18 protein-coding genes and 3 tRNA genes are annotated in these 24,440 nt (G+C 52.9%); 13 read left to right on the plus strand and 8 right to left on the minus strand.

The features are described from left to right. Positions 1-91: 91 nt before the first annotated feature. The gene (locus R2K26_RS02635; RefSeq protein WP_316518649.1) at positions 92-2,746 is read right to left on the minus strand and encodes a hypothetical protein; all 2,655 of its coding nucleotides are present in this window, start codon (positions 2,744-2,746) and stop codon (positions 92-94) included. Positions 2,747-3,142: 396 nt separating this feature from the next. Here R2K26_RS02635 and R2K26_RS02640 point away from each other — a divergent pair, with 396 nt between their 5' ends. From R2K26_RS02640 to R2K26_RS02655, 4 genes are all read left to right on the plus strand, one after another. Beyond that, a complete protein-coding gene (locus R2K26_RS02640; RefSeq protein WP_316518650.1) occupies positions 3,143-4,105 on the plus strand; it encodes a hypothetical protein in 963 nt (320 codons plus the stop codon). A 138-nt stretch (positions 4,106-4,243) separates the two neighbouring features. Then, positions 4,244-4,319: transfer RNA gene (locus R2K26_RS02645), tRNA-Lys, on the plus strand. 21 nt (positions 4,320-4,340) lie between these two features. Next, positions 4,341-4,416, plus strand: a tRNA-Thr gene (locus R2K26_RS02650). Positions 4,417-4,547: 131 nt separating this feature from the next. Continuing rightward, positions 4,548-4,632 (plus strand) — tRNA-Tyr (locus R2K26_RS02655). A 423-nt stretch (positions 4,633-5,055) separates the two neighbouring features. Here the strand turns inward: R2K26_RS02655 and R2K26_RS02660 are convergent. After that, on the minus strand, positions 5,056-5,628 hold the full coding sequence (locus R2K26_RS02660) for a hypothetical protein (protein WP_316518651.1): 573 nt from the start codon (positions 5,626-5,628) through the stop codon (positions 5,056-5,058). Positions 5,629-5,793: 165 nt separating this feature from the next. Here R2K26_RS02660 and R2K26_RS02665 point away from each other — a divergent pair, with 165 nt between their 5' ends. The 4 genes from R2K26_RS02665 (at position 5,794) to R2K26_RS02680 (ending at position 9,361) form a co-directional block, all read left to right on the plus strand. Beyond that, positions 5,794-6,090 carry a helix-turn-helix transcriptional regulator gene (locus R2K26_RS02665; RefSeq protein ID WP_316518652.1) on the plus strand — a complete coding sequence of 99 codons (297 nt, stop codon included), beginning with the start codon at positions 5,794-5,796 and terminating at the stop codon, positions 6,088-6,090. Positions 6,091-6,441: 351 nt separating this feature from the next. Beyond that, complete coding sequence (locus tag R2K26_RS02670; RefSeq protein WP_316518653.1) at positions 6,442-7,107, plus strand: SGNH/GDSL hydrolase family protein; 666 nt, start codon at positions 6,442-6,444, stop codon at positions 7,105-7,107. Between the two features lie 31 nt (positions 7,108-7,138). Then, a complete protein-coding gene (locus R2K26_RS02675; RefSeq protein ID WP_316518654.1) occupies positions 7,139-8,782 on the plus strand; it encodes a TIM barrel protein in 1,644 nt (547 codons plus the stop codon). Between the two features lie 18 nt (positions 8,783-8,800). Beyond that, complete coding sequence (locus tag R2K26_RS02680; protein ID WP_316518655.1) at positions 8,801-9,361, plus strand: pyruvate kinase alpha/beta domain-containing protein; 561 nt, start codon at positions 8,801-8,803, stop codon at positions 9,359-9,361. Between the two features lie 64 nt (positions 9,362-9,425). On the opposite strand, the gene R2K26_RS02685 is transcribed toward R2K26_RS02680, so the two are convergent. Both R2K26_RS02685 and R2K26_RS02690 read right to left on the minus strand, forming a co-directional pair. Continuing rightward, positions 9,426-11,399 carry a YgiQ family radical SAM protein gene (locus R2K26_RS02685; RefSeq protein ID WP_316518656.1) on the minus strand — a complete coding sequence of 658 codons (1,974 nt, stop codon included), beginning with the start codon at positions 11,397-11,399 and terminating at the stop codon, positions 9,426-9,428. Between the two features lie 17 nt (positions 11,400-11,416). Then, positions 11,417-12,994, minus strand: a complete 1,578-nt coding sequence (locus R2K26_RS02690; RefSeq protein ID WP_316518657.1) for an alpha-galactosidase — start codon at positions 12,992-12,994, stop codon at positions 11,417-11,419. Between the two features lie 205 nt (positions 12,995-13,199). Here R2K26_RS02690 and R2K26_RS02695 point away from each other — a divergent pair, with 205 nt between their 5' ends. After that, positions 13,200-15,473, plus strand: a complete 2,274-nt coding sequence (locus R2K26_RS02695) for a glycoside hydrolase family 3 N-terminal domain-containing protein (RefSeq protein ID WP_316518658.1) — start codon at positions 13,200-13,202, stop codon at positions 15,471-15,473. A gap of 135 nt (positions 15,474-15,608) precedes the next feature. On the opposite strand, the gene R2K26_RS02700 is transcribed toward R2K26_RS02695, so the two are convergent. Further along, entirely contained in the window at positions 15,609-16,163 is a 555-nt protein-coding gene (locus tag R2K26_RS02700) for a DUF308 domain-containing protein (protein ID WP_308448094.1), read from the minus strand. A 253-nt stretch (positions 16,164-16,416) separates the two neighbouring features. Further along, positions 16,417-17,100 (minus strand): Crp/Fnr family transcriptional regulator, encoded by a 684-nt coding sequence (locus R2K26_RS02705; RefSeq protein WP_316518659.1) that lies wholly within the window; start codon positions 17,098-17,100, stop codon positions 16,417-16,419. Positions 17,101-17,215: 115 nt separating this feature from the next. On the opposite strand from R2K26_RS02705, the gene R2K26_RS02710 reads away from it, so the two are divergent. The 4 genes from R2K26_RS02710 (at position 17,216) to R2K26_RS02725 (ending at position 20,457) form a co-directional block, all read left to right on the plus strand. Further along, on the plus strand, positions 17,216-17,956 hold the full coding sequence (locus R2K26_RS02710) for a 4Fe-4S binding protein (RefSeq protein WP_316518660.1): 741 nt from the start codon (positions 17,216-17,218) through the stop codon (positions 17,954-17,956). Then, entirely contained in the window at positions 17,953-18,411 is a 459-nt protein-coding gene (locus R2K26_RS02715; RefSeq protein WP_316518662.1) for a hypothetical protein, read from the plus strand. The genes R2K26_RS02710 and R2K26_RS02715 overlap by 4 nt, the downstream gene beginning before the upstream one ends. Before the next feature lie 89 nt (positions 18,412-18,500). Continuing rightward, positions 18,501-19,409 carry a patatin family protein gene (locus R2K26_RS02720; protein WP_316518663.1) on the plus strand — a complete coding sequence of 303 codons (909 nt, stop codon included), beginning with the start codon at positions 18,501-18,503 and terminating at the stop codon, positions 19,407-19,409. A 22-nt stretch (positions 19,410-19,431) separates the two neighbouring features. Further along, a complete protein-coding gene (locus R2K26_RS02725; protein ID WP_316518664.1) occupies positions 19,432-20,457 on the plus strand; it encodes a glycoside hydrolase family 172 protein in 1,026 nt (341 codons plus the stop codon). A 52-nt stretch (positions 20,458-20,509) separates the two neighbouring features. Here R2K26_RS02725 and recG read toward each other — a convergent pair whose 3' ends face one another. Together recG and R2K26_RS02735 are read right to left on the minus strand one after the other, a co-directional pair. Then, a complete protein-coding gene (gene recG, locus R2K26_RS02730; protein WP_316518665.1) occupies positions 20,510-22,549 on the minus strand; it encodes an ATP-dependent DNA helicase RecG in 2,040 nt (679 codons plus the stop codon). Positions 22,550-22,612: 63 nt separating this feature from the next. Beyond that, the gene (locus R2K26_RS02735) at positions 22,613-24,307 is read right to left on the minus strand and encodes a DAK2 domain-containing protein (protein ID WP_316518666.1); all 1,695 of its coding nucleotides are present in this window, start codon (positions 24,305-24,307) and stop codon (positions 22,613-22,615) included. Between the last annotated feature and the right edge of the window lie 133 nt (positions 24,308-24,440).

Consider the following 24,440-nt stretch of genomic DNA (forward strand, 5'->3'; position numbering starts at 1 on the left):
ATAGCAACAAAGAGAATAGGACCTTTTGTTGTAAGTTTAATTTACAACAAGAGGTCCTATTTTTAGCTGTAGGAGAGTTGGACGTGGGTGTTTAGCTAACCCACACACCGGAATCGTCAAACGAGTAATTTGTGCCACCGATATTTACAGTTTCGTTTGAAGCCATATGACCGTCGTCGTAGAGGTAATACCAAACACCGCCAATGAATTGCCAGCCAGTCTGCATGGCACCAGATGAGTTGAAGAAATACCAAATACCGCCAATGGATTGCCAACCAGTCTGCATGGCACCAGATGAGTTGAAGAAATACCAAATACCGTCAATGGATTGCCAACCAGTCTGCATAGCACCAGATGAGTTGAAGAAATACCAAACACTACCTATGGATTTCCATCCGTAGGCTTTGATACTGTTTTCGTAGAAGTGCCAGTTTCCGTTTTCGTTTTCCCAACCATTCTTTTGAATTTCAGTTATCCATCGTCCTGAAGCATCAAAAATATAGCTTGTACCACCAATATTCAAAGTGTCATTGGATACCATATGGCCGTTATCGTAGAAATAGTACCAGTCTCCGTTAATTTGCTTCCAACCGACCTGCATATTACCGGAGGGGTCAAAGAAATACCAATCACCTGTAATCCATTGCCATCCGGTTTGCATGATGCCAGAGGCATCAAAATAATACCAGACTCCACCAATCATTTTCCAATCGGTAACCGCTGTTCCGTTTTCGTAATAATACCATTCACTATTCTTTTGCTCCCAGCCGTCTGGGCGTTTACCGGAAAGCTTTGGCAAAACAACAGTACTCATATCCGTGATTTCGTTTTCACCGAGTTCGTCGGAGAATACTTTTTTGCAGACGCTGCACTGCCAGTAAGCTTTGTTGCCGTCTTCCGTGTAGGTTGGAGCTTTTTCGGAGACAGCTTCAAGGGTGTGGTCGCCGATAGGGTCACGCTCAAATGGTGATTGATAAAGAGGCAAGCCTCGTGCATTTAGCTTCTGACCACAAAGCGTGCATTCGTAATAATCCACAACGCTGCCGCCACCGCAAAGGGTGTAATCGGCAGGATGCAGTTCCGTACCTTTTATATGGTCGTAATATGAACCGCCATACCAAGTGGCGTATTTACCCTCGGCATTTACAGCGCTGCCGCAGTAAATGCATTTGTGATATTCGGTTTTGTAGCCGCCGGTGCAGCTTGTATAATCTGCGGGGTAAACTTCAGTGCTTGGCGTGTGAATGCTATTTTCCGGATCGCAGGGATTTATCGGATTTCCGTTACCGTCAATAGCTGCGCCGCAGTCCATGCAGTAATAGAAATTTTCCTTATATCCACCGCCGCACGATGTATAGTTGGCTTTGTGCAAAATAGTTCCGGGAGTATGTTTCGCGTTCTCATCAGGATTGTAATATTTAACGTAGTTTCCGTCTTTATCTATAAAAGCAAGTCCGCAAACTGCACATTCATACCAATCTTCTTTACGACCGCCTTTACAAGGCTTATAATCTGCGGAGTGTTTTGAGCCTAAAACATGCTGTGCGTTTTCTTCAGGGGGATAACCTTCAGCACGTTTTCCGTTGCCGTCTACCAGTGCATCGCAATAAACGCAAACGTAATAATCTGCTTTATATCCACCGTAGCAAGGAACATAATTTGCCGGGTGTTTAATTGTTCCGGGAGTATGCACAGCGCTGGGATCAGCCGCAAAATATATGATTATGTCGCCGTCAGCGTTTACGATCTGGTTGCAATATATACAGGAGTAAAAATCTTCCTTGTAACCACCGCCACAAGGTGTGTAGTTTGCTTCGCCTAGTTTATCACCGGGCGTGTGCTTGTCGGTTTCGCAAGGATACCATATAGCAGCATTGCCGTCGGCATCTATTGATAGAGAACAATAGATGCAATAATAATGTACATCTTTATAGCCACCGCCGCAAGGCGTATAATCGGCTTCGTACATATCATCTCCGGGGGTATGCTTGTCCGTTTCGGCAGGATACCACGAGACTACATCACCATTAGCGTTTGTGGCGGCGTCACAATAAGTGCACAAATAGTAATCCTCTTTATAACCACCTTGGCAAGGCAGATAATTAGCGTTGTATTTTGTGTTACCAGGGGTATGTTTGAAAGTTTCGGCGGGAGAGTATGGAATGATGTTGCCGTCAGCATCTATGCATTGATAGCAATAAATGCAGGAGTAGTAATCTTCTTTGTAACCGCCTTGACAAGGCTTATAGTTGGCTTCGTATTTTTCTTCACCGGGTGTGTGCTTGTTGGTTTCAGCAGGAAACCAATCAAGAATGTTGCCGTCAGAATCTATAATGCTGTTACAGTATACGCAAAAATAGTAATCGGTTTTATAGCCGCCGCCACAAGGAGTGTAGTCGGCATTATACATTTCACCTGTAGGCACATGCGGAGCTGTAGGGAGTTCGACGGTTTCAAGCACATTGTCATTTTCGTCCAAATTGCTGTCGCAATCAGGGCAATGGTAATAGGCGACATTGCCGGTGTCGGTACAGGTCGGCTCCTGCGCTTCTACGAATTCCTTGTTTTCATGTGCGCAAGGGTTTACCGGTGTCGGTTCGGAAGACGGGTCTGCGAAACCCTCGGGTTCCGAGGAGGTGTCTTCTGTGAGCTCTACATTATCGGAGGGGGTAACCGCTGATACTGCCGGCAACGCACAGGAGAACACCAACATTACTGCTAAAAGCAGTGCTAAATACTTCTTCATGTTTTTCCTCCTAAAATTTCTTGTTTTTGCCAAAAAGCGAAAGCTTCATTTCTCATCTCCTAAACTTCATTTTTGAAAGACAATGCAGAATGTAATTTTGCTGTACATGCTGTACGTAGAAAAACCACATTGTGACATAGCTTCACGAATTAACTATAGCAAAATGAAATAGGAGTGTCAAGCGAAACGGTGAGGATATAGCCGAAATACAAGTGAATTTATCAAGAAACTTTGTTGTGAATAGAGAAATGGAGCGTGTATAAAGGAAATGTGCAAAACTTGCAAAAGTATTGAAAAGGAACTGCAAAAACTGTACGGTTTATATTGAAACAGCGGGGCGGGTGTGGTATGCTCTGGGCGTAGGAAGGTTACACAAAACCGAAAGGAGCATTGGTTATGAAACGGACGTTAAGGACGAAAATCTGGTGTGGTGTGTTGGTAGTTGCGTGCGTCAGCGGCGTGGCCTTTGGCGTTGCAAATTTGCCGCGTGTGCAGGCGGACACGGTTTCGGAACGTGATGACACAAAGATGTCCTCGCAGGCGGACACGAGCCTCAAAACGGCAAAGGACATGTTTGAAGAAGAATTCGCGGCAAGTTCGAAGCTGGATTTTTCCAAGTTTGCGAAGGTTGTCCGCGGAAAGGACGGAAGCTTTTCGCTTGAAAATGAAGACGGCAGTGCCGTTGCGGAAAATGACCGTCTTTTCACGGTGCTTGGAGTTTCCGGCGGCAAGGCGCTTAGAGAGGAGATCGTAGACGTGCACCTCTCCGACCGGCTCGAATATGGGCTGACCCCAGCGGACAATGAAAACTTTGTTCCGTGGATGTACAGCGGGCGGTACCCGTGGCTGGAGACCTGCGAGCTGAATGAAGACGGCACGCTTTCTTCACCGCATTATGCGTTTGCGTACGTGACAATCCGCTTTGAAAACACAGGCAAGGCGGAGAGCAGTTTCCTTTCCGGCGCGTACCGCATGGCGCAGTACAACACGGACGGCTGCATCTTAGATACGTACGAGTGCACGACCGACAAGCGCGAGCTGCTTGATGGCAAGGTGGAGCTTGCGTCGGACAATCCGGCCGATATCAAGAGCGGCAAGGTCGTTTTGCAGCCGGGACAGGCACGTGAGGTGACGTTTACGTATCTTGTATCCGACGAGTTTGCGTATCCGATTTTGGACACAGTGGCGGCGGAAGAATCGAATATCCAAAACTATATCACGATGGTGAGAAACTTCGCTATTGACACCTACGAGGAGACCGATTGCCAGTATACCGTGGAGGTTTACGGCAGTTGCGGCCCGGTGAAATATTTTGACGTGAGCGACATTGTGAATGATTTCTTTACGGAGCACAAATAATTTTGATGGGAAGGCCCGGCTTTTGCCGGGCTGTTTCCTTATGTTTCTGTGGTTTTGCGGAGAAACAGGAAATTTTCAAATTTTTTCATTTTAGAGTTGACAGAACGGCGCGAAATTGCTATAATATTAAAGCTGTATGACTCATTAGCTCAGTTGGCAGAGCACTTGACTTTTAATCAAGGTGTCCGGAGTTCGAATCTCCGATGGGTCACCAAGCGCGTTTTACGCGCTATGCGCTGGTGTAGCTCAGTTGGTAGAGCAGCTGATTTGTAATCAGCAGGTCAGGGGTTCGAGTCCGTTCACCAGCTCCAGTTGATTAAAATCGAGAACATTTTGTTTTCGTTTTTCTATATATTGTTTCCGAGTGTATTGCTTGGCAGCAATAAACAGAACTTGTTTCTGTTTTTATAATATGAGTTTGCGTTTACGCAACTCTGTATATGGAGGAGTTCCCGAGTGGCCAAAGGGGACAGACTGTAAATCTGCTGCTTCTAGCTTCGGTGGTTCGAATCCACCCTCCTCCACCAGAAAAAAAAGACTTTGCATTTTGCAAGGTCCTTTTTTTCTGTGAAATAAATTCCTTCGGGATTTGTGAAATATACCTTCGGTATGTGAAATTGCTTCGCAGTGAAATGCGCTGCGCGCGTTAAGGGCGAATTTCATTTCACTTTCTGCGTAAGTAGAAAATTTCACAATGCGTAAGCATTATTTCACATTTTGCGTAAGCAAAATATTTCACAAAAAATTATTGGGCGTTGTGAAGTGTCTGCGGACGTGGGGAGAAACACGCTTAACTTCACTTTGCGCGAAACACAAAACTTCACGTTTATACGGTAGTGTAAGTATTTCACGTTGTTGCAGGCGCGGCTTTGTTAGACTTCCGTTTTTTCCAAAAACCTAAAAGGAGCAGAAACCATAAACCTCGGTTTCTGCTCCTTTTAGGTTTTTATTTATGCGAAGATATTTTGAATAAACTTTGGAAAATACTTAGCGACCGAAAAGAAATGTGATGCTGAAAACACATAAATCAACGTGGGTACCGCTATACAAATAGCCGTCAGAAGTGTTGACAAAACGCACTTTGATATAGACGTTTCATTAGCTGATTCTATTGCTAGTCCGGCTGCACACCACGACAAGAGGGCTGTTGCAAGCGTACAAAAGCCTACAATCGGAATTCCAAGTAAAATTATAATAATTACTTCAATCAAATTACCGTGTGTAAATTCATCAGTCATCAGTCCGACAAATATCCACACCAACGCTCCACTCCATATCGCATTTACAGCACAAAGCAAGAATATGTATATTTTTGTGAAAATGCTGCGTTCACTTGTTATAACTTCTTTAACGTATAGATATATTCCTACAATCATAACAATCGCAAAGAGAATTCCCACAATAATTTTTACCGCGGGCCAGATCCATACAACTACGCCTGCTACACCTATCGCCGCCAGAATGGCTGCAATGGCGACAACAGCAACCACCAAACCTAAGTCCACAAAGATGATCCATTCCATACGTTTTCCCCCTAAAACATTATAATTTTCGGCTGTTTGCCTTTTTCGCCGATATGTTACCACCTTTTATCGAAAAAGTCAACTATTTCAGGAATAATATTTTACAATAGTTGACTTTTTACCATTATAATGGAGATACTATGGTCATAATGGGAGGTTCAGCTTATGTACATGCCGCAAATCGGTGAACGGATACGCTTTCTGCGCACGCGGCAGAACCTTTCCCAAAGCGCATTGGCGGAAAAGCTCAGTGTTTCCAAATCGGTCGTAAGCTCCTATGAGACCGGCGTTCACCTGCCTCCTTACGATGTCCTGCTGCGTATCGCCGCTATTTTCGGCGTGAGCACCGATTATCTTCTCGGTGCATCCTCCGGCAGAACGATCAATGTTGACGGGTTGACTGACACACAGATACAAGCGATAGCCTTGATCGTAAACGAGTTGAAAGAGAAACAAATTTGACAGTTATAAAATAAAACTCCCCCGAGTGTACGGCACACAAGCCGTCTTGTTCGGGGGAGTTTTTAGTTAAGGTAATAAGTAATAGATAATAGTAAAAATGTGTGCGTTCCACGCACAGACCCGAATGAGTTGAGTCGTGCGCTACTTATTTTTGAAGTTATTCCTCAAACGGGCGGACGCGGAGGGTGACGCCGATACGATCGACCATTTTAAATACGAAGTGATAAACAAATTATAAAGCCGATGAGCGGCTTTGTCAACGTGGTAGGTATTTTGCACAGTGCCCTTGTAATTTTGTAGAAATCCGATTATAATATAACCAGAAATTTACTCTTTTAGGGGGAGTTTACCATGATTTTTGAAAATATGGATCGCATTATTTTTGCAGGGGATTCCGTAACGGATATGGGCAGCGCACAGCCGGTGGGCGAGGGCTTGTTTGACAACATGGGTCACGGCTATCCGCGCGTCATCGAGAGCCTTGTGACGGCGACTTACCCGGAGCTGAGCATTCGTTTTACGAACTCCGGCATCAGCGGCAATACGTCGAAAGACCTGCTTGCGCGCTATGAGCGCGACGTGCTTTCCTTGAACCCGCAGTGGGTGTCTATCTGCATCGGCATCAATGATGTGTGGCGGCAGTTTGATTCTCCGGCGCTTACCGACCAGGCGGTTGACCCGGTGGAATATGAAGAAAACCTGCGCACGATGATTGAGCAGGCGAAAATGGTTGCGAAAGGCGTTATCGTCTGCACGCCGTACTACATGGAGCCGAACAAGAGCGACTTTATGCGAGCCAGAATGCAGGAATATGTGGACATCTGCGAGCGCCTTGCCGAAGAATACGGCTGCCGTTTTGTGAACTTCCAAGCGGTGTATGACAAGTTTTTGCAGTATAAACACTCCTCGTTCATCGCATGGGACCGCGTGCACCCGAACCAGATCGGCGCGACGCTGATGGCGAAGGAATGGCTCTCGAAGTGCGGGTTTGAATACGACCACACGCCGGAGGCGTAAGATCCCATTATAATCTGGGGGAGTTGAAAGCATGAAATTTGGTGTGCAGCTTTACGGCCCGCTCAACAACATGCAGGGCGAGGTTTTGGAGAAGCTTGCTGCGTTGGCAAAGGCCGGTATTACAGAAATTGAACCCTGCATGACGACGGGGCCAATCCTCGGCCCGGAGGACGTGATCTGGCCCGCAGACTGGCTGCTTGCACATGCCGAAGAAATTCGGAATGTGGGCCTGCGGATTGTATCAATCCATGTTTTTGCGGAGAATTTGGTACAGTCTATGGATAAGCTGAAGGCGATTGCGGAGAAGACCGGGCTGAAGCAGTTTGTGGTGAAAACGCCGGAGAACAGTACGGAAAGCATCTTGCAGCAGACGGCGCTGAACTACATGAAAGCGGCAGATATGCTGGAGACGCTCGGCGTTCGGTTGCTGCTGCACAATGAGGCCGGGGATATACAGACGAAAATCGCGGGCAAGACGGCGTATGAACACTTGCTTGACCTTTGCATGGGCAAGGTAGGCGCACAGGTGGACGTGGGCTGGGTGCAGTTTGGCGGAGAAAATCCGGTCGCATTTTTGGAGCGCAACGCGGCGCGGGTGCATTCCGTGCACCACAAGGATTTCGGTGCGGGCCGCGAGCCGATTGACGTGCCGGTGGGCACGGGCAACGTGGACCTTGCCGCGTGCTTCCGTTTTGCCCAGAGTCGGGACATTCCGCAGCTTGTCGATCAGGAGCACTTTGGCTCCGATGTGCCGGGCGAGCTTCAAAAAGTTTGTCAGATGCTGAACGGGTTTGCCCAAAACCGAAAAGATACGGTAAGCTTTTTGAATGTTTACGACGTGAAGACCGGCGCGGTACGCACAGTGGCAAGTTTTGACCGCGTGATAGAGGCGCCGAACTGGCTGAAAAACAGCGATACCATTCTTTATAACGCCGAGGGGCACATGTATGCCTATGACCTCAACACGAACACGGAACGGCTGCTCGACACCGGCAGCTGCGACCAATGCAATAACGACCATGTGGTCTCCCCGGACGAAACGGAGCTTGCGGTCAGCCACATGACGTTTGACAACGGAGACTTTACTTCCCGTGTTTATATCGTGCCGATGAAAGGCGGTGAGCCTCGTCTGGTGACGCCGAACAGCCCGAGTTTTTTGCACGGCTGGTCGCCGGACAGCACGGAGATGGCCTACTGCGCTTTCCGCGACATCGACGGCAGGCAGGAAGTGGACGTGTACACGATCCCGGTGAACGGCGGCGCGGAAAAGCGACTGACAAAGGGTGGCTTTAACGACGGCCCGGAGTATTCCCCGGACGGAAAGTACATTTGGTATAACGCTACAAACTCCGGCTTGATGCAGGTTTGGCGCATGGAGCGGGACGGCGGCGAGCAGACGCAGATCACCGAAAACCGGCGGAACAACTGGTTCCCGCATGTATCACCGGACGGAAAACGGGTGGTCTATATTTCCTACGGCCCGGAGCAGCTGGAGCCGCACGAGCACCTGCCGAACATGCCGGTGGAGCTGTGGCTGATGGATGCGGACGGCGAAAATCAGCACAAAATCCTGTCACTGTTTGGCGGGCAGGGTTCGATCAATGTGAACTCCTGGGCCGGAGACAGCATGCGGTTTGCATTTGTGAGCTACGCGATTTTGGAAGGCCCGAAATGACTGACGAGGTGAACAAAAATGATTTTTGAAAATAAAGGCAAAGAGAATACTTTGGAGACGCTGCACATTGCTTTAAACGCCGCGAAGGAGCGCGGAACGACGCTTGTGGTGGCTTCGAGCGCGGGCGACACGCTTATAGAACTCATCAAAATGCAGGAAGCGCTCGGGACAAATGTGCCGATGGTCATGGTGGGGCAGGCGTACGGCTACCCGAAGCAGGGCGCGAACACCATGACGGACGAGCGGCGCGCGGAGTTGACCGCAGCCGGTGTGCATATCATTCATGCCGCGCACGCTTTGAGCGGTGCGGAACGCGGCATCAGTCGTAAATTCAGCGGCGCGTACCCGGTGGAGATCATGGCGCACACGCTGCGCATGTTCGGACAGGGCACGAAGGTTTGCGTGGAGATTGCGATGATGGCGCTGGATAACGGCGCGATTGAGCTTAATAAGCCGGTTGTCTGTGTGGGCGGCTCGGCGCGTGGTGCGGATACCGCGTGCATTATCACGCCGGCGTATACGGCGGACTGCCTTGACACGAAAATTCACGAGATCCTCTGCAAGCCGGGTTTGTATTAAATCATAAAGCAATGACAAAAGCTCTGCGCCTGAAATTCGGTGCAGAGCTTTTTGCTGTCTTACATTATCGTTTGCCGCGCTTTTTGGGCGGCTCGCCTGTCCAACGGCGGCTTTGGGGCACCATTGGTTGACTCGTTCTGCCGTGCTTTGCGCCGTTTTTGTTTTTACCGTCAAACGGTTTATTGCTGTTTGCGGCGGGCTTTGGGGGAGCAAAACGGGTATCACCGTGGCGGGGGCGCAAGAGGCAGTTTTTGCCTGTGCCAATGAGATCGCGGCGATTCGCTTTGATGAGCGCTTCTGTGACGAGGTCGTAATTTTTCGGGTCACGGTACTGGATGAGCGCGCGCTGCATCGCTTTTTCGTGCGGGTCGCGCGCGACGTATACAGGCTTCATTGTGCGCGGGTCGAGCCCCGTGTAGTACATGCAGGTCGAGATCGTAGACGGGGTGGGGTAGAAGTCCTGCACTTGCTCCGGCATATAGCCGAGGTCGCGCAGATATTCCGCGAGCTTTACGGCGTCCTGTAAGGTGGAGCCGGGATGCGAGGACATGAGGTACGGCACGAGGTACTGGTTGAGGTGCATTTCTTCGTTCAGCTCTTTGTAGCGCTTGACGAAGCGTCGGTAGACGGAATTCTGCGGCTTACCCATCATGCGCAGCACGCCGTCGGAAATATGCTCCGGTGCGACTTTGAGCTGGCCGCTGACGTGGTATTTAACAAGCTCGCGGAAGAATGTTTCGTCTTTGTCATTGATGAGGTAATCGAACCGAATGCCGGAGCGCACAAAGACCTTTTTCACTTTGGGCAATGCGCGCAGCTTGCGCAGGAGGGAAACGTAATCCGTGTGGTCGATCTCCATGTTGGGGCATGGCTCCGGGAACAGGCATTGGCGGTTTTTACACACGCCGACCTTCATCTGCTTTTTGCAGGCGGGCTTGCGGAAGTTTGCCGTGGGGCCGCCGACGTCGTGAATGTAGCCTTTAAAATCGGGATCCTCGGTCATTTTTTTCGCTTCTTCCAAAAGCGATTCGTGGCTGCGGGACTGAATGATGCGGCCCTGGTGGAACGTCAGCGCGCAGAAGCTGCATGCGCCGAAGCACCCGCGGCAGCTGGCAAGACTGAATTTCACTTCTTCAATGGCGGAGATGCCGCCGAGGGCTTCGTAATCCGGGTGATAGGTGCGCGTATAGGGCAGGGCGTAGGTGTCATCCATTTCTTCGGTCGAAAGCGGCATCTGCGGAGGATTCTGCACGACGAACAGGTGATCGTCCGGGTACGGCTCGACGAGCGTTTTCGCCGTGAACGGGTCGGTGTTGAGATACTGATTGTAAAAGCTTTTCGCGTACAGCTCTTTACTGGTGGAAATCTTATCGAAGCCGGGTAGGTGGAGCATGTCGTCGCCATCGGGCGCGATGTGCGTTTTATACACGGTACCGCGGATGAACGTGAGCTCCTGCACGGGGATGCCGCTGCGCAGGGCTTCGGCAATCTCGACGATGGAGCGCTCGCCCATGCCATAGGAAATGATATCCGCGCCGGAATCGAGCAGGACGGAGCGCTTCATTTTGTCCGACCAGTAATCATAATGCGCAAGGCGGCGCAGGCTGGCCTCGATGCCGCCGATGATGATGGGCGTTTTCTTAAATGTGCGGCGGATGAGGTTGGAATATACGATGACGGCGTAATCCGGGCGCAGGCCCATTTTGCCGCCGGGGGAGAAAAAGTCGCTGCGGCGGCGCTTTTTGGCGACGGAATAGTGGTTCACCATGGAATCCATATTGCCGGCGGAAACGAGAAAGCCAAGTTTTGGCTCGCCGAGTGTGCACACGCTTTCGGGGTCGCGCCAGTTCGGCTGTGCGATAATGCCGACCGTGAAACCGTTTGCTTCGAGAATGCGGGAGATGATCGCTGTGCCGAACGACGGGTGGTCGACGTAGGCATCGCCGCTGATGTACACGAAATCGAGCTGTTCGATGCCGCGTACCGCCATATCTTCTTTTGAAACAGGCAAAAAAGCCGTTCTGTCTAATTTGTTCATGAAAAGTCCTTAAGAATTTATACGCTGCCGGTCAGAATGCCGCACGGCTCTGTCCAGTCAAAGTGTTTCGTTTCCTCGCCGAGCTTCCACACGGCGGGGCAGGTGGTCTCGTGCCAATCGAGCGGGCGCGCGGTGGGCTGGGGCTGACTTGCGCGGCGGAAAGCGTCGCGGATGATGGCTTTGCGCTCGCCGTTTAAATAGGAAGCCGGAACGGAGAGCAGCGTGGGTGTGCCGCTTTTTGCCACAAGCTCCAGCCAGCGCATGCCGAGCGTTTCGTCGATGGCATCGGTGAGCGGTACGCAGTCGGCATCAATGGCGAAGAAGCGGTCGTGCATCGGCGCGGTGAATGCCAATGTGTTCATGCCCATGCGGCGCGTACGTGCCCAGAGCTTGCCGCTGACGTCATCACCGGTGCGGTTGAGGTGCATGAGCCCAGCGCCGAGGTGGCCGAAGCAGTTGCAGCCCATGACCATGGCGTCACCCGCGGCAGCTAAGATGCGTTTATATAATTCCATTAAAATTTCGGCCGTTGTGCGGGTTTCGTCCGCAAAGCGCCAACCGCTGTCCGTGAGCTCGTCGCCCATTTCAAAACCCCAACGGCCGAGTACGTCGTAGGAAGTGAAATCGTGCTTGATGAGCTTGTAACCCCAGCTTGAGACGGTGCGGATGTCCTCTGCGATGTGGTCGAGCACTTCGGGCACGGAGGGGTCGAGGTATTCGGGGTCACGCTTCGAGCGCCAAGAGGCGGGAATACTTTCGCTGTGATCCCATAATAAACGTACCCAGATGCCCGGCTGTATGCCGGATTCGTGCAGCTTTTTGGCGAGGCCCGGCATGTCCGGAAAGCCCTTGTTGCCTGCGCGCCACGGGCCGCCGTTGTAGTTATCCGCACGGTCAATTTGCCAGCAGTCGTCGATGATGAACCACGGGCGGTTTGCGAGCCCTTCGGTGAGTTCGGCGAGGGCCTTCGCTTCGCGCAGAACGTCATCTTCCGTGGCATGCCCGTAGGCATGGTACCAGTTATTCGCGCCGTAGACGGGGGATTTCGGCAGAATGGGATTCGGGCTCAAAACGGAGAAAAATTCACCCATGGCAGTAAAGCCGTCGGCGTCTTCGTATTCTGCGCGGCAAAGCTCCGCAGCGCAGAGGGTGCGACCATTTAAGCGCACGCCGAGACCGCCGCAGCGCACGTCGAGATATACGCTGTACCCGGTGCTTTCGGCTGTCCACCAGCACATGGCAGCGGGCTGCGTGTGCACGCCGAAGGCTTCGGTCTTGTTGCCGCTCTGCAGGAAGAAGTACCACGGCATGACGCGATGGGGGACATAACCGCGCCATTCATAGTCGCCGTAGCCGCGCTCCCAAACACCGCCTAAAACCTGCGCTTTTTCGGGCAGCGGGTCCGCGAAATAGAGCGTGACGCGCTGCACGGGCGTTGTATCAGCGGTGACGTATACGCGCAGAGCTTCGCCGTTCGGCTTTAACTCGACGGTGATGTCTTTATAGGTAGTTGGATTTTGAAACGGAAGGAATTTTTCTTCATCGTCGGTTTTTAAGAGCATGCCGGTGGGCATGGGGAATTTTTTTGGATTCATAGGGGTGCTCCTTCGGTCATGGATGCTTTTTTATAGTATAACACAGGATACGCAAAAAGAAAAGTGATGAAATTCCGTGAAAGCTGTACGAAAAATTCGTTTGATTTTCTTCCTTGTCAACCGTGCAAAGGTGTGCTATGCTTTAACATGTACGCACAACTGAGCTTTATGTCGATTGACAGTTTCAATGGAGAGGACAATAAAAATGAAAGAAAAATTTAAAGACAGTGCGCTTTCCCCGAAAGAGCGTGCGGAAGACCTGCTGCCGCGCCTGACGCTGCGCGAAAAGGTCGGTCAGGTGAATCAGAAGCTTTACGGCTTTCAGAGCTACACCTGCAACGGCGAGCACGTGGAGCTTGCGGACAGCTTTAAAGAAGAAGTGGAAAAATGGGGCGGCCTCGGTGTGCTTTACGGCTTATACCGCGCAGACCCGTGGGCGAATAAGGATTATACGACCGGCCTTACCGGCGTGAACGCAATCCGCGCCTATAATCTGGCGCAGCGCTATGTACTGGAGCACTCTCGCTTCGGCATTCCGATGCTGATGAGCAGCGAGTGCCCGCACGGCCACCAGGCGCTCGACGGCTATTTGCTGCCGGTGAACCTCGGCATGGGCGCAGCGTGGAACCCGAAGCTCGTTGAAGAGGGCTTTAAGGTCGTTGGCGAACAGCAAAAAGAAATGGGCGTGGATTTTGCGCTCGTTTCTATGCTGGACATTCTGCGTGACCCGCGCTGGGGCAGAAGCGAAGAGTGCTACGGCGAAGATCCGTACCTCTGCGGTCAGAACGCTGCGGCGGCGGTGAAGGGCTGTGCGAGTGCCGGTTTGGAGGTTGTTGCGAAGCACTTCTGCGCACAGGGCGAAACGACCGGCGGCGTAAACGCCAGTGCGGCGCGCATCGGCGAGCGCGAACTGCGCGAAATTCATCTGCCCGCGATGAAGGAGGCCGTGAAAGCGGGCGCGACGGGTGTGATGGCAGCATATAATGAGATTGACGGTGTGCCGTGCCATGCGAATGACTGGCTTTTAAAGGACGTGCTGCGCGAGGAGCTTGGCTTTGACGGCATCGTGATGGCGGACGGCGTAGCGATTGACCGTCTCGGTATGCTGACGGGTAACGACAAGGCGGCAAACGGCGCGTATGCTTTAAATGCAGGCGTGGACGTGAGCCTGTGGGACGACAGCTTCCCGCACCTGGAAGAAGCCGTGGAGCGCGGGCTCGTTTCCGAAGAAACGCTCGACAAGGCGGTTCTGCGCATGCTGGAGCTGAAATTTGCGCGCGGGTTGTTTGAGCACCCGTACCTTGAAGAAAAGCCGCTGACGGAATACAATGTGCCGAAAACGTTTCCGCAGAGCCTTGAAATTGCGCGGCAGTCGGCAGTGCTGCTCAAAAACGACGGTGTTCTGCCGCTGAAAAAAGAGAAGAAGCTGCGCATTGCGGTCATTGGCCCGAACGCGGACGCGCTGTATCAGCAGCTTGGAGACTACACACCGCCGCTGCGTGACGGTGTGGGTGTGACGGTGCTTGACGGCATTCGGAACGAATTTAAGAACGTCGATGTACGCTATGCGCTCGGCTGCACGATCTGCGACGACGATACTTCCGGTATTGCGGAGGCGGAGAAGCTTGCGGAGGAGAGCGACCTCGTCATTTTGGCGCTGGGCGGTTCTTCAAGCCGCTTTGCGGGCGCGGAGTTTGACACGAACGGCGCGGCAATCGTCGGTACGAAATTGCAGATGGATTGCGGCGAGGGCGTGGATACCTCTGATGTGCGTCTGCCGGGCGCGCAGAACGAGCTGGCGAATGCCGTGTTTGAAAGCGGCAAGCCGGTTGTGACGGTGCTCATTTCCGGCCGCCCGCATGCTATCCCCGAGATTGCGGAAAAGAGCGATGCGGTGCTGTGGTCGTTCTATCCGGGCCCGTGGGGCGGCACGGCCATTGCGGAAGTTTTGAGCGGCGCGGCAGATCCGTGCGGCTGCCTGCCGGTTTCTGTGCCGCGCACAACGGGACAACTGCCGGTGTACTACAACGCCCGCGCTTCCTATGACATGATGCGCTACCGCGATTTGGAGAACACGCCGCTGTACCCGTTCGGCTTCGGTTTGCACTACACGACGTTCAAGACGACTGTAAAGGACGGCACGCCGGAAATTTCTATTGCGGCACTTGAAAACGGAAAAGCGCATACCGTGACGTGCGAGGTGGAAAACACCGGCAGCACGGCGGGCCATGCGACGGTGCAGCTGTACATTCAGGGCGTGAGCGGCACAATCGTCCGCCGCGTGCGCGAGCTGAAAGCGTTTGAGAAGGTGTATCTCCAGCCCGGCGAAAAGAAGACGGTAGAACTGAAGCTTGACTGTGACGCACTGAGCATCTGGAACCGCAAAATGCAGTTTGCGCCGGAAGAGAGTAAAGTGGAGCTTTACGTTGAGGAAAGCGGCAGCAAGGTCTGGAACGGCGAGCTGAAAATTACGAAGTAAACGAATATAGTCAAAACAAAAGCACTGTGCCGCACAAGGACACGGTGCTTCGTTTATTGCAGTTGTGCGATGCTCGTCTTCACGACGTGCGTTCGGTCGAACGGTATATGTTGCCTGTTATTGCAAAAAGGTTGTTTAGCGGATATCCTTGTACTCGGATTTTTCTGCGCGGCGCTGCTGGATGTAGGTGATGAGCTCAAAGAGACCGTCTGCTAAAATGCTGATGCCGAAGAACATGATGGCGGCTTTTGCGGCACGGAACGGATTTACGAGCAGCACGATGCCGAGAATGAGCGGCAGTACGGCGGAGATGAGTACCCAGAAGCGGTAGGGGCTGTACACCGAGAGGGCATCAACGGCGAGCGGCATTTTTCCGATGCCGTCTACAAGCAGCATGATGCCGAGCGCGATGGGCAGGAAAGAGAGGACGACGTACGGGCGGGAAAAGCAGAAAATACCGAACGCAAGGCAGAGAATGCCGATGACGAGCGTGCCGCCTGCAGTGAAGCCGAGGTTTCTGGCTTTTATAAAATACCAAAAGCTATGTGCGGCGTACAAAATGAGTGCAGCGGCGATGCCCCAGCAAAAGACGGTGCCGGACATGCCCGGCCAAAACGTGAGCACAAGGCCGAGCGCCATGTAAAGGACGGACGCCCAAAGAGACGTGGTGCGGAAGAAAATGTTTTTCATGAAGATAAGTCCTTTCTATAATAGAGTAATGGAGAGTGTATTTCTAAAGGCGGTTTTGACCGCCTTTCAAGAACCCCCTTGATAGGGTTTCTTGCGGCGCAACAATTCACCGGATTGTTGCGCCTATTTTCCTGATCTTAGTTAGGCAAAAGGTGTTTCGACTTTTGCGAAAGTCGACTCAGGGCTTTGCCCCGAGCCCCCACCAACTTTTTGAAAAAAGTTGGATCAAAAACTTTATTCGTCTCGCTTTCCGTCAGCTTGTGCGCTTTAGTTCAAAATGATTTTTGGAGAAGTTTAAAATGCCTTCGTCGCGCATTTTGCCCATTTCTTTGGAAAGTGCGCTGCGGTCTACGCTAAGGTAATCCGCAAGCTGCTGGCGATTGAACGGGATTGTGAAGCTGTCGCTGTTTTCGCGGATGGCCTGAAACGACAGGTATGAAATGAGTCGCCCGCGTATCGTTTTCGGTGCGGTGTGGAAAATACGGCGCGAAAGCGACAGGTTTTTCTGCGCGCTGACGAGCAGCAGGTTTTCAATCAGCTTGCCGTGGTACCTGCAGTTTACGGGACACGGGGAGAGAATCTGTGCGGTTTTCAAAAACAGCACGGTGCAGTTTTCTGCGGCGGCGACATTGACGAGCATCGGTTCATTCGGCACACAGGCATAGGTTTCTGCAAAGACCTGACCGGGACCGACTTTATCGAGAACACTGCGGTTGCCGAAAATGTCGTCGCTTTCAATCGTCACGCTGCCCGTGAGCACGATGCCGAGCGCGTTTGTGTGCTCGCCCGCGTGGCAGATGAGATCGCCCTTTTTATAGCTGCGCGTTTTCGCTTTTAGGTGCTCGAGCAAAACGCCGAAATCGCCTGCGGGGATGCCCCGAAACAGCGGCGAGCGCCCTAAGATGCTGTAATCCGTAAAATAGCCTCCTTTTTTCAATCTTCGTTGTTATAACAACATACTTTACAGCCTAATCGTAGTATACTGTGTTCGTAAAGTCAAGAGAAAACCTTGTGGCTTTTGCAAAATTTAAAAATTGGAAGGAATTTTGAATATGATCCGCACCATCGTTCACTTTGATGAAGAAAAATGCAACGGCTGCGGCCTGTGCGCGAATGCCTGTCAGGAGGGCGCCATCGGCATTGTAAACGGCAAGGCGAAGCTGCTGCGCGACGATTACTGCGACGGTCTCGGCAACTGCCTGCCTGCATGTCCCACGAACGCAATCTCCTTTGTGGAGCGCGAAGCGGCGGCGTTTGACGAGGAAGCCGTGAAAATGGCTATGGCAGAGAAAGCCGCGAAGAAAGAGGCAGAGGAAATGGCAGAAAAGCTTGGCACGCCGAAGTTCACCGGTTGCCCGGGCAGCATGGCACGCGCTATTGAGAGAAAGTCTGTAAATACGGATAACAGTGCGGTCAGCGGCAAGATTGAATCCGAGCTGCGCCAGTGGCCGGTGCAGATTAAATTAGCGCCGATCCGCGCCCCGTATTTTGACGGCGCGAACCTGCTGATTGCGGCGGATTGCACGGCGTATGCGTACGGTGATTTTCATCGCGACTTTGTGCACAACCGAAAAGTGCTCATCGGCTGCCCGAAGCTCGATGAGGGCGATTACACCGAAAAGCTGACGGAGATCATCCGTCAGAACGACATCAAGAGCCTGACAATTGTGCGCATGCAGGTGCCGTGCTGCGGCGGCCTTGAGCACGCAGCAGTGAACGCACTGAAGGCGAGCGGCAAGTTCATCCCGTGGCAGGTGAAGGTCATCGCGACCGACGGCAGTCTCGTAGAATGAGGACGGGAAATCAAACGTGGGATGCGCTGCTGGGGGCGCTTGTGGGCGTTGTCCGCGCGGAGCAGAAAAACGCGAAGACCGTGGAAACGGACAGAGTGCTTTTTGAGGGCTTTGCCGCGCTTGCGGAGGATGATGAAACGGCGTTGCAGAACATGCTGGCGTGCGCCCACGCGGAGAAAAACCGCATTGCGCCGGACTGTGCGTATTGCGCCATGCCATGCGGCAGCACGAGCGATTTAGATTTCGGCACTGTGCGCAACGCGCGGGAGGCTGTGCGGAAGCAGAAATTTGCCATCACCGAACGGTTGATCGAAATCGCGCCGGGGATGCTTTGCAAGCTCGAAAGCGGTGAGTTGGGCGAAGACGAGCTTTTTGTGTTTCACAAAGCCGTGTTTGCGCTCGGCGAAGATTGGAGCCAGGAGGAGCTTGAAGAGATGCTTGAAACTCTAAACTGAACCGTTTTGTTGCAAGGAGGAAGCTGCGGCTTTCCTCCTTGACTTTTTTAACTTGATATTGTATGATAAGCGCAAAGAGGGTGAGATTTGTGACCGATTATACATGGCAGCCGATTCCCGGCAAGACGCTTTCGCGCCGGCTGCCTGAGGGCACAGCGCTCGTTTTAGAGGGCGGCGGCCTGCGCGGCTATTACAGTTGCGGTGTGATGGAAGCGTTCATGGAAAAAGATCTGCTGTTTCCGTATATTATCGGCGTTTCGGCGGGCGCAGCGAATGCGCTTTCGTACATATCGGGCCAACCGGGGCGCAGCCGAGAGATCATTGAACACTATGTCGGGAACCCCGAATATGTAAGTACGCGAAATCTTTTGACAAAGCACACGATGTTCGACTTTGATTATATTTTCGGCACGGTGCCGGAAAAGCACATTTTTTTCGACTGGCACAAGTTTCATGAGCAGGATACGCGCTTTTTGACCGGCGCGATGAACTGTGCGGACGGCAAGACCGTTTGGTTTGAAAAGGACACGCTAAAAGCGCCGTTTATGGCTTCGCGTGCATCGTGCTCCGTGCCGCTCATCACGAAAATTCAGCATTATATGGGCTATGACCTCTTGGACGGCGGCATCAGTGACCCGATTCCAATCGAAAAGTCGCTTGCAGACGGCAACACGTTCCATGTGATTGTTTTGACGCGCAACAAGGGATACCAAAAGGAACCGTTCGGGCACACGGCGTTTTTGAAAGCGGCGTTTCGCAAGTACCCTGCTGTGGCAGAAGCGATGCGCACGCGTCATGAGATTTATAACCGTCAGTTGGCGTTGTGTGAAAAGCTTGAAAAAGCGGGCAGGGCGGTCATCATTCGTCCGTTAAAGCTGCTCAACGTCAGCCGCACAAAGGCGGAGGTTCCCGCGCTGCTCGCTCTACATGACGAGGGACTTTATGAGGGGCGCGCGGCACTCGGTTCAATTGAAGAAATGCTTAGTATTAAACTCTAACAGAAATAAAGGAGGCATTTTCATGACACTTTTTAAAATGGAAAACCGCAGAAACTTTGGGTTTTCCGCAGAAAATCCAACAGGTACAAAAGGCGGCGGCACACGCGGTAAGGACTGTGAAAAACTGAACCCGTGCATTCAAATTCAGCCCGGCGAGACCGTTACGCTGTGTGACACGGACGGCCCGGGCATGGTGACACACATGTGGTTCACGGGTTACGTGGGACACTCGTTTATTCTGCGAATCTACTGGGAAAACAATGAACAGCCGTCCGTGGAAGCGCCGTTTTCGGCATTTTTCGGTTGCGCGTATGACGAGAATTTTTCTGACCGCGACGGCAATTACCCGGTTTTGAACTCGGCTATGATGCTCGTTGCACCGGGGCGCGGGTTCAACAGCTACTTTGAAATGCCGTTCAGAAAACACTGCCGTATTACAATGGAAAATCGCGGTGAAAAGGCAGAGACGCTTTTCTATATGATTTCCGGATGGTATGGAGAGATTCCCGAAAACAGCGGTTATTTTCACGCGACATATCGGCAGGAGCACCCTGTGCAGAAGGGACGCTCGTATGTGATCTTGGACGGCGTGCACGGCAAGGGCTGCTTTGCGGGCGTGACGCTGGCTTCCGGCATGAACGGGCACAACACCTGCTGGGTGGAGGGTGAAGCCAAAATGTACATTGACGGCGACACATACCCCACGATGAACTACACGGGCACGGAGGATTACTTCTGCGGCTCGTATGGCTTTGGCAATGACATTTACCTCAACCGCTACCAGACGTTCAGCGGGCTTTATACGGGCTTGTATGCGATTTTGGGCGACACGAAGGAAATGTATAACCACCAAAAGCGCTTTATGCTGTACCGCTGGCACGTGAAAGACCCGGTTTATTTCGATGAGGACTTTAAAATGACGATTGATAACCTCGGCTGGACGGGCCCGCGCTACGACGATTACACGTCTGTGGCATATTGGTACCAGACGGAGCCGAAGCCGGTGCCGTTTACGCTGCCGGAAGACAAAGAGCTTATCATGGAATAAAAAAACAGCTTCCGTTTTGGGATTTCTCCGAACGGAAGCTGTTTTGTTTTTATTATAGGGTTACTGTGCCGTTATTTGATGCAAAGAGCCGGCGCATTTCGGCGCGCAGGCCGCGCAGGGCGGGGGAGCTGAGCTCCGGGTCGCGCTCGGTCAGCTCTTTGGCGCACTGCTGCGCTTCCTGCAAAATCTGCATGTCGTTTAACATATCGGCAATTTTGAGCTTCGGCAGGCCGTGCTGGCGCTCGCCGAAGAAATCGCCCGGACCGCGCAGGCGCAGGTCTTCGTCCGCGACCTTGAAGCCGTCCGTGGTGCTGCAAAAGAGCCTTAAACGCTGTAATGTTTCATCGTTTTGTGCTTCCGTCACCAGAATGCAGGTGGAGGCGTATTTGCCGCGGCCGACGCGTCCGCGCAGCTGGTGTAACTGCGAAAGGCCGTAGCGCTCGGCGTTTTCAATCATCATGATGACGGCATTCGGCACGTCCACGCCGACCTCGACGACCGTGGTGGACAATAATAATTTCGTGCGGTTTTCTGCAAAATCGGTCATGACGGCGTCCTTTTCCTTCGGCTTCATTTTGCCGTGCAGAATGCCGATGGGCATGTCACCGAAGTAATCGCGCACGATCTTTTCATACGCCGCGATGCTTGCCGCGTCGCTTTCGCCCTCTTCGATAAGCGGGCAGACGATGTACGCCTGTCGTCCCTCGTCGATGTGCTTTTTGATGTACCCGAACGCGCGGCGGCGCTTTGGCGGGTCGATGAGATACGTTTCGATGGGCTGACGTCCCGGGGGAAGCTCATTTAGAACGGAAACGTCGAGGTCGCCGTAAATCATCAGCGCCAAGGTTCGGGGGATTGGTGTGGCGCTCATGACAAGTGTGTGCGGGAAGTTGCCTTTTTTTGCGAGCGCGGTGCGCTGATTGACACCGAAGCGGTGCTGCTCGTCCGTGATGACGAGCGCGAGGGACGAGAACTCCACGCCGTCACTGATGAGTGCGTGCGTGCCGACGGCAAGCTGAATCTCGCCGGTTTTGAGTCCCTTAATGGCTTCGCGTTTTGCTTTGGCGCGCATGCTGCCCGTGATGAGCACCGTTTTGATGCCGCAGGGGGCGAGGAGATTGGAGAGGGACTCGTAGTGCTGCGCCGCCAGAATTTCCGTAGGAGCCATGAGCGCCGCCTGAAATCCGTTTTGAATGACCGTGTGGCACAGCGCCGCCGCCACGGCTGTTTTACCGCTGCCGACATCGCCCTGAATGAGACGATTCATCGGGTGCGGGCCCTGCATGTCGCGGATGCCGTCCTGCACGGCACGCTGCTGTGCGCCGGTCATCGTGAAGGGGAGCAGGGCGGCAAACTCTTTTGTATAATCCTTTTTGAGCGGATACGGATTTTCGCGCACACCTGCGCGGCGGATTTCCGCCATGCCGAGCTGCAAGACGAGCAGTTCCTCGAACACGAGCCGTCTGCGTGCCGTGGAAAGCGCTTCGGGCGAATTCGGAAAGTGGATGGTTTTGAGCGCGTATTCGAGGCGGCACAGCGCGTATTTCAGGCGCAGCGCGTCGGGCAGCGGGTCTTTGACGGTCTCGGGGAGCAGGCGCAGGGCTTCTTTTACCGCGTTTGCAATGATGCGAGAGGTGAGGCCGCTCGTCTGCGGGTAAACAGGCACCATGTCCTGCATGCGGCTTTCGGGAACGAACTCCGGGGAGGCCATTTCGCGGCGCATGAACGTGCCGGTTACCTTGCCGCGAAACGCGTAGACCGCGCCCTCCGTGAGCAGACTTGTAATGTAGCGGTTATTGAAAAATGTCAGCTGCATGTCGTCTTCGCCGTCCGTGATGCTTGTCTTGTAAAGCGTCATGCCGCCGCGGATACGCTGCTCGACAGGACGGCGCAGCACTGTGCCTTTTACGATATTCACTTCGTTTAAGAGTGTATTGCGGATGGGCACCGCGTCGCGCCAATCCTCATAAGCGCGGGGATAGAGACGCAGCAGATCGCCCACCGTGGGCGCGCCGAGCTTGCGGAACAGCTCCGCACGCTTTGGGCCGACTCCTTTTAAAGACGCAATGTCCGCTTCAAATAAAGACGCCATGAAACCTCCGACATAAAACGAAAAAGGGCAGGGCATAAAGCCCCGCCCTAAGCTGCTTTGAAATTATTCCACGGAAAGAATGAAGTAGTAGACCGGCTGGCCGCCGTTTACGAGGTTGATATCCACACCGTCGCCTGCCTTGTTCTTGATGAGACGCAGTGCTTCGTTGGCTTCTTCCTCGGTGATGCCTTCGCCGTAAATGAGCGTGATAAACGAGGTGTGCTTATTCATCAGCGCCTTTGCGACCTTGTAGACGGAACGCACCGGCGTGTCGCCGACAAACTCGAGCTTGCCGTTCGTCATGCCCATGGTGTCGCCCTCTTTGATTTTGAAGCCGCCGAATTCGGAATCGCGTGCGGCGAACGTGACCGTGCCGGTCGCGACGTTTTCCGCTGCGGAAAGCATGGCAGAAGCGTTTTCGTCTGCGGAAGCATCCGGGTCAAAGCTTAAGAGTGCGGAGAGACCCTGCGGAATGGTGCGGGTCGGTACGACGATAATCTTGCGGTCGGTGACGAGCGGCACGGCCTGTTCTGCCGCAAGGATGATGTTTTTGTTGTTCGGCAGTACGAAAACCGTCTTTGCCGGGGTGGCAAGAACGGCTTCGACAATGTCCTCCGTGCTGGGATTCATCGTCTGGCCGCCGCTGACAACCTGTGCACAGCCGAGTTCTTCAAAGAGTGCACGCAGACCGTCGCCTGCCGCTACGGAAACAAAGCCGAGTTCCTCTTCGGGGGAAACGGGCTTTAAGGTCTCCTTTTCCTCTTTGCCGGCCTGCGCCGCTTCGTAAGCCGCGCGGTTTGCGTTATTGAGTTCGGCAGCTTTTTTGTGCTGCTCTTTCATGTTTTCGATTTTTACGGTCAGCAGGGAACCGAATTCCAGCGCTTTTGTGAGCGCCACACCCGGCTGTTCCGTGTGTACGTGCACCTTGATGATCTCCTCGTCATCGACCACAACAACGCAGTCGCCGAGGGTTTCGAGGAACAGACGCAGCTCGTTTGGCTCGGTGGTGACTTCCGGGTCGCGGCCGACGATGAACTCCGTGCAGTAGGTGAAGTTGATCTCGCTGTCAAATTCCGCCGCAACGCTTGCAAAGAACTGGGCGGTCTCCTCGGCCTTTTCGGCTTCGGTCATGTCGGTTTTGACGATCTCACCGTACTTGAAGACCTGCATCATGCCATCGAAAATCATGCAGAGGCCCTGACCGCCGGCATCGACGACGCCTGCTTTTTTCAGAACGGGGAGAAGATCCGGTGTGGTGGCCAGTGCTTCCGCCGCGCCCATGCAGATGGCATCCCAAACATAAATGGGGTCGTTGTCGATCTCGGCTGCCGCAGCGCCTTTTTCCGCCGCCACGCGGGCAACGGTCAAAATGGTGCCTTCGGTCGGCTTCATAACGGCTTTATAAGCGGAATCCACGCCGATGGCGAGCGCCGCTGCGAGCTGTGTACCGTCTGCTTCTACGGTGTCCTCGAGACCCTTCGAGAAGCCGCGGAACAGAAGGGAAAGGATAACGCCGGAGTTGCCTCTTGCGCCGCGCAGCATGGCGGAAGCCGCCGCCTTTGCGACCTTAGCGGTTGTTTCGTTATCCGCAAGCGCCTGCATGGCGTCGCTGCCTGCACCGATCGTCATGGACATATTCGTGCCCGTGTCGCCGTCCGGAACGGGGAAGATGTTGAGGTCATCCACAAATTTCCGGTTTTTCAATATGCTGTTCGCGCCGGAGATGACTGCGTCGCGAAGCTGTTTACCTGTAATCACTGCATACACATCCTGTCTAAAAACGTTCGGAAGGCGAAAAACCGGCTTCCGATAGATATTTGCATGTATTTTCAAACTACACTATACCATAGTTTGCGGGAAAAAACAAGGGTAATACCGCACAGAAATCACG

It is taken from the genome of Neglectibacter sp. CSJ-5 (assembly GCF_032490475.1).
Classification (GTDB): domain Bacteria; phylum Bacillota; class Clostridia; order Oscillospirales; family Acutalibacteraceae; genus Hominenteromicrobium; species Hominenteromicrobium mulieris.

Excerpts from the sequence above, each read along its gene's own strand:
- R2K26_RS02690 (WP_316518657.1), bottom strand. The coding sequence starts at position 12,994 with ATGAATCCAAAAAAATTCCCCATGCCCACCGGCATGCTCTTAAAAACC.
- R2K26_RS02665 (WP_316518652.1), top strand. The coding sequence starts at position 5,794 with ATGTACATGCCGCAAATCGGTGAACGGATACGCTTTCTGCGCACGCGG.
- R2K26_RS02710 (WP_316518660.1), top strand. The coding sequence starts at position 17,216 with ATGATCCGCACCATCGTTCACTTTGATGAAGAAAAATGCAACGGCTGC.
- R2K26_RS02635 (WP_316518649.1), bottom strand. The coding sequence starts at position 2,746 with ATGAAGAAGTATTTAGCACTGCTTTTAGCAGTAATGTTGGTGTTCTCC.
- R2K26_RS02715 (WP_316518662.1), top strand. The coding sequence starts at position 17,953 with ATGAGGACGGGAAATCAAACGTGGGATGCGCTGCTGGGGGCGCTTGTG.
- R2K26_RS02675 (WP_316518654.1), top strand. The coding sequence starts at position 7,139 with ATGAAATTTGGTGTGCAGCTTTACGGCCCGCTCAACAACATGCAGGGC.
- R2K26_RS02695 (WP_316518658.1), top strand. The coding sequence starts at position 13,200 with ATGAAAGAAAAATTTAAAGACAGTGCGCTTTCCCCGAAAGAGCGTGCG.
- recG (WP_316518665.1), bottom strand. The coding sequence starts at position 22,549 with ATGGCGTCTTTATTTGAAGCGGACATTGCGTCTTTAAAAGGAGTCGGC.
- R2K26_RS02685 (WP_316518656.1), bottom strand. The coding sequence starts at position 11,399 with ATGAACAAATTAGACAGAACGGCTTTTTTGCCTGTTTCAAAAGAAGAT.
- R2K26_RS02700 (WP_308448094.1), bottom strand. The coding sequence starts at position 16,163 with ATGAAAAACATTTTCTTCCGCACCACGTCTCTTTGGGCGTCCGTCCTT.
- R2K26_RS02660 (WP_316518651.1), bottom strand. The coding sequence starts at position 5,628 with ATGGAATGGATCATCTTTGTGGACTTAGGTTTGGTGGTTGCTGTTGTC.
- R2K26_RS02725 (WP_316518664.1), top strand. The coding sequence starts at position 19,432 with ATGACACTTTTTAAAATGGAAAACCGCAGAAACTTTGGGTTTTCCGCA.
- R2K26_RS02670 (WP_316518653.1), top strand. The coding sequence starts at position 6,442 with ATGATTTTTGAAAATATGGATCGCATTATTTTTGCAGGGGATTCCGTA.
- R2K26_RS02640 (WP_316518650.1), top strand. The coding sequence starts at position 3,143 with ATGAAACGGACGTTAAGGACGAAAATCTGGTGTGGTGTGTTGGTAGTT.
- R2K26_RS02680 (WP_316518655.1), top strand. The coding sequence starts at position 8,801 with ATGATTTTTGAAAATAAAGGCAAAGAGAATACTTTGGAGACGCTGCAC.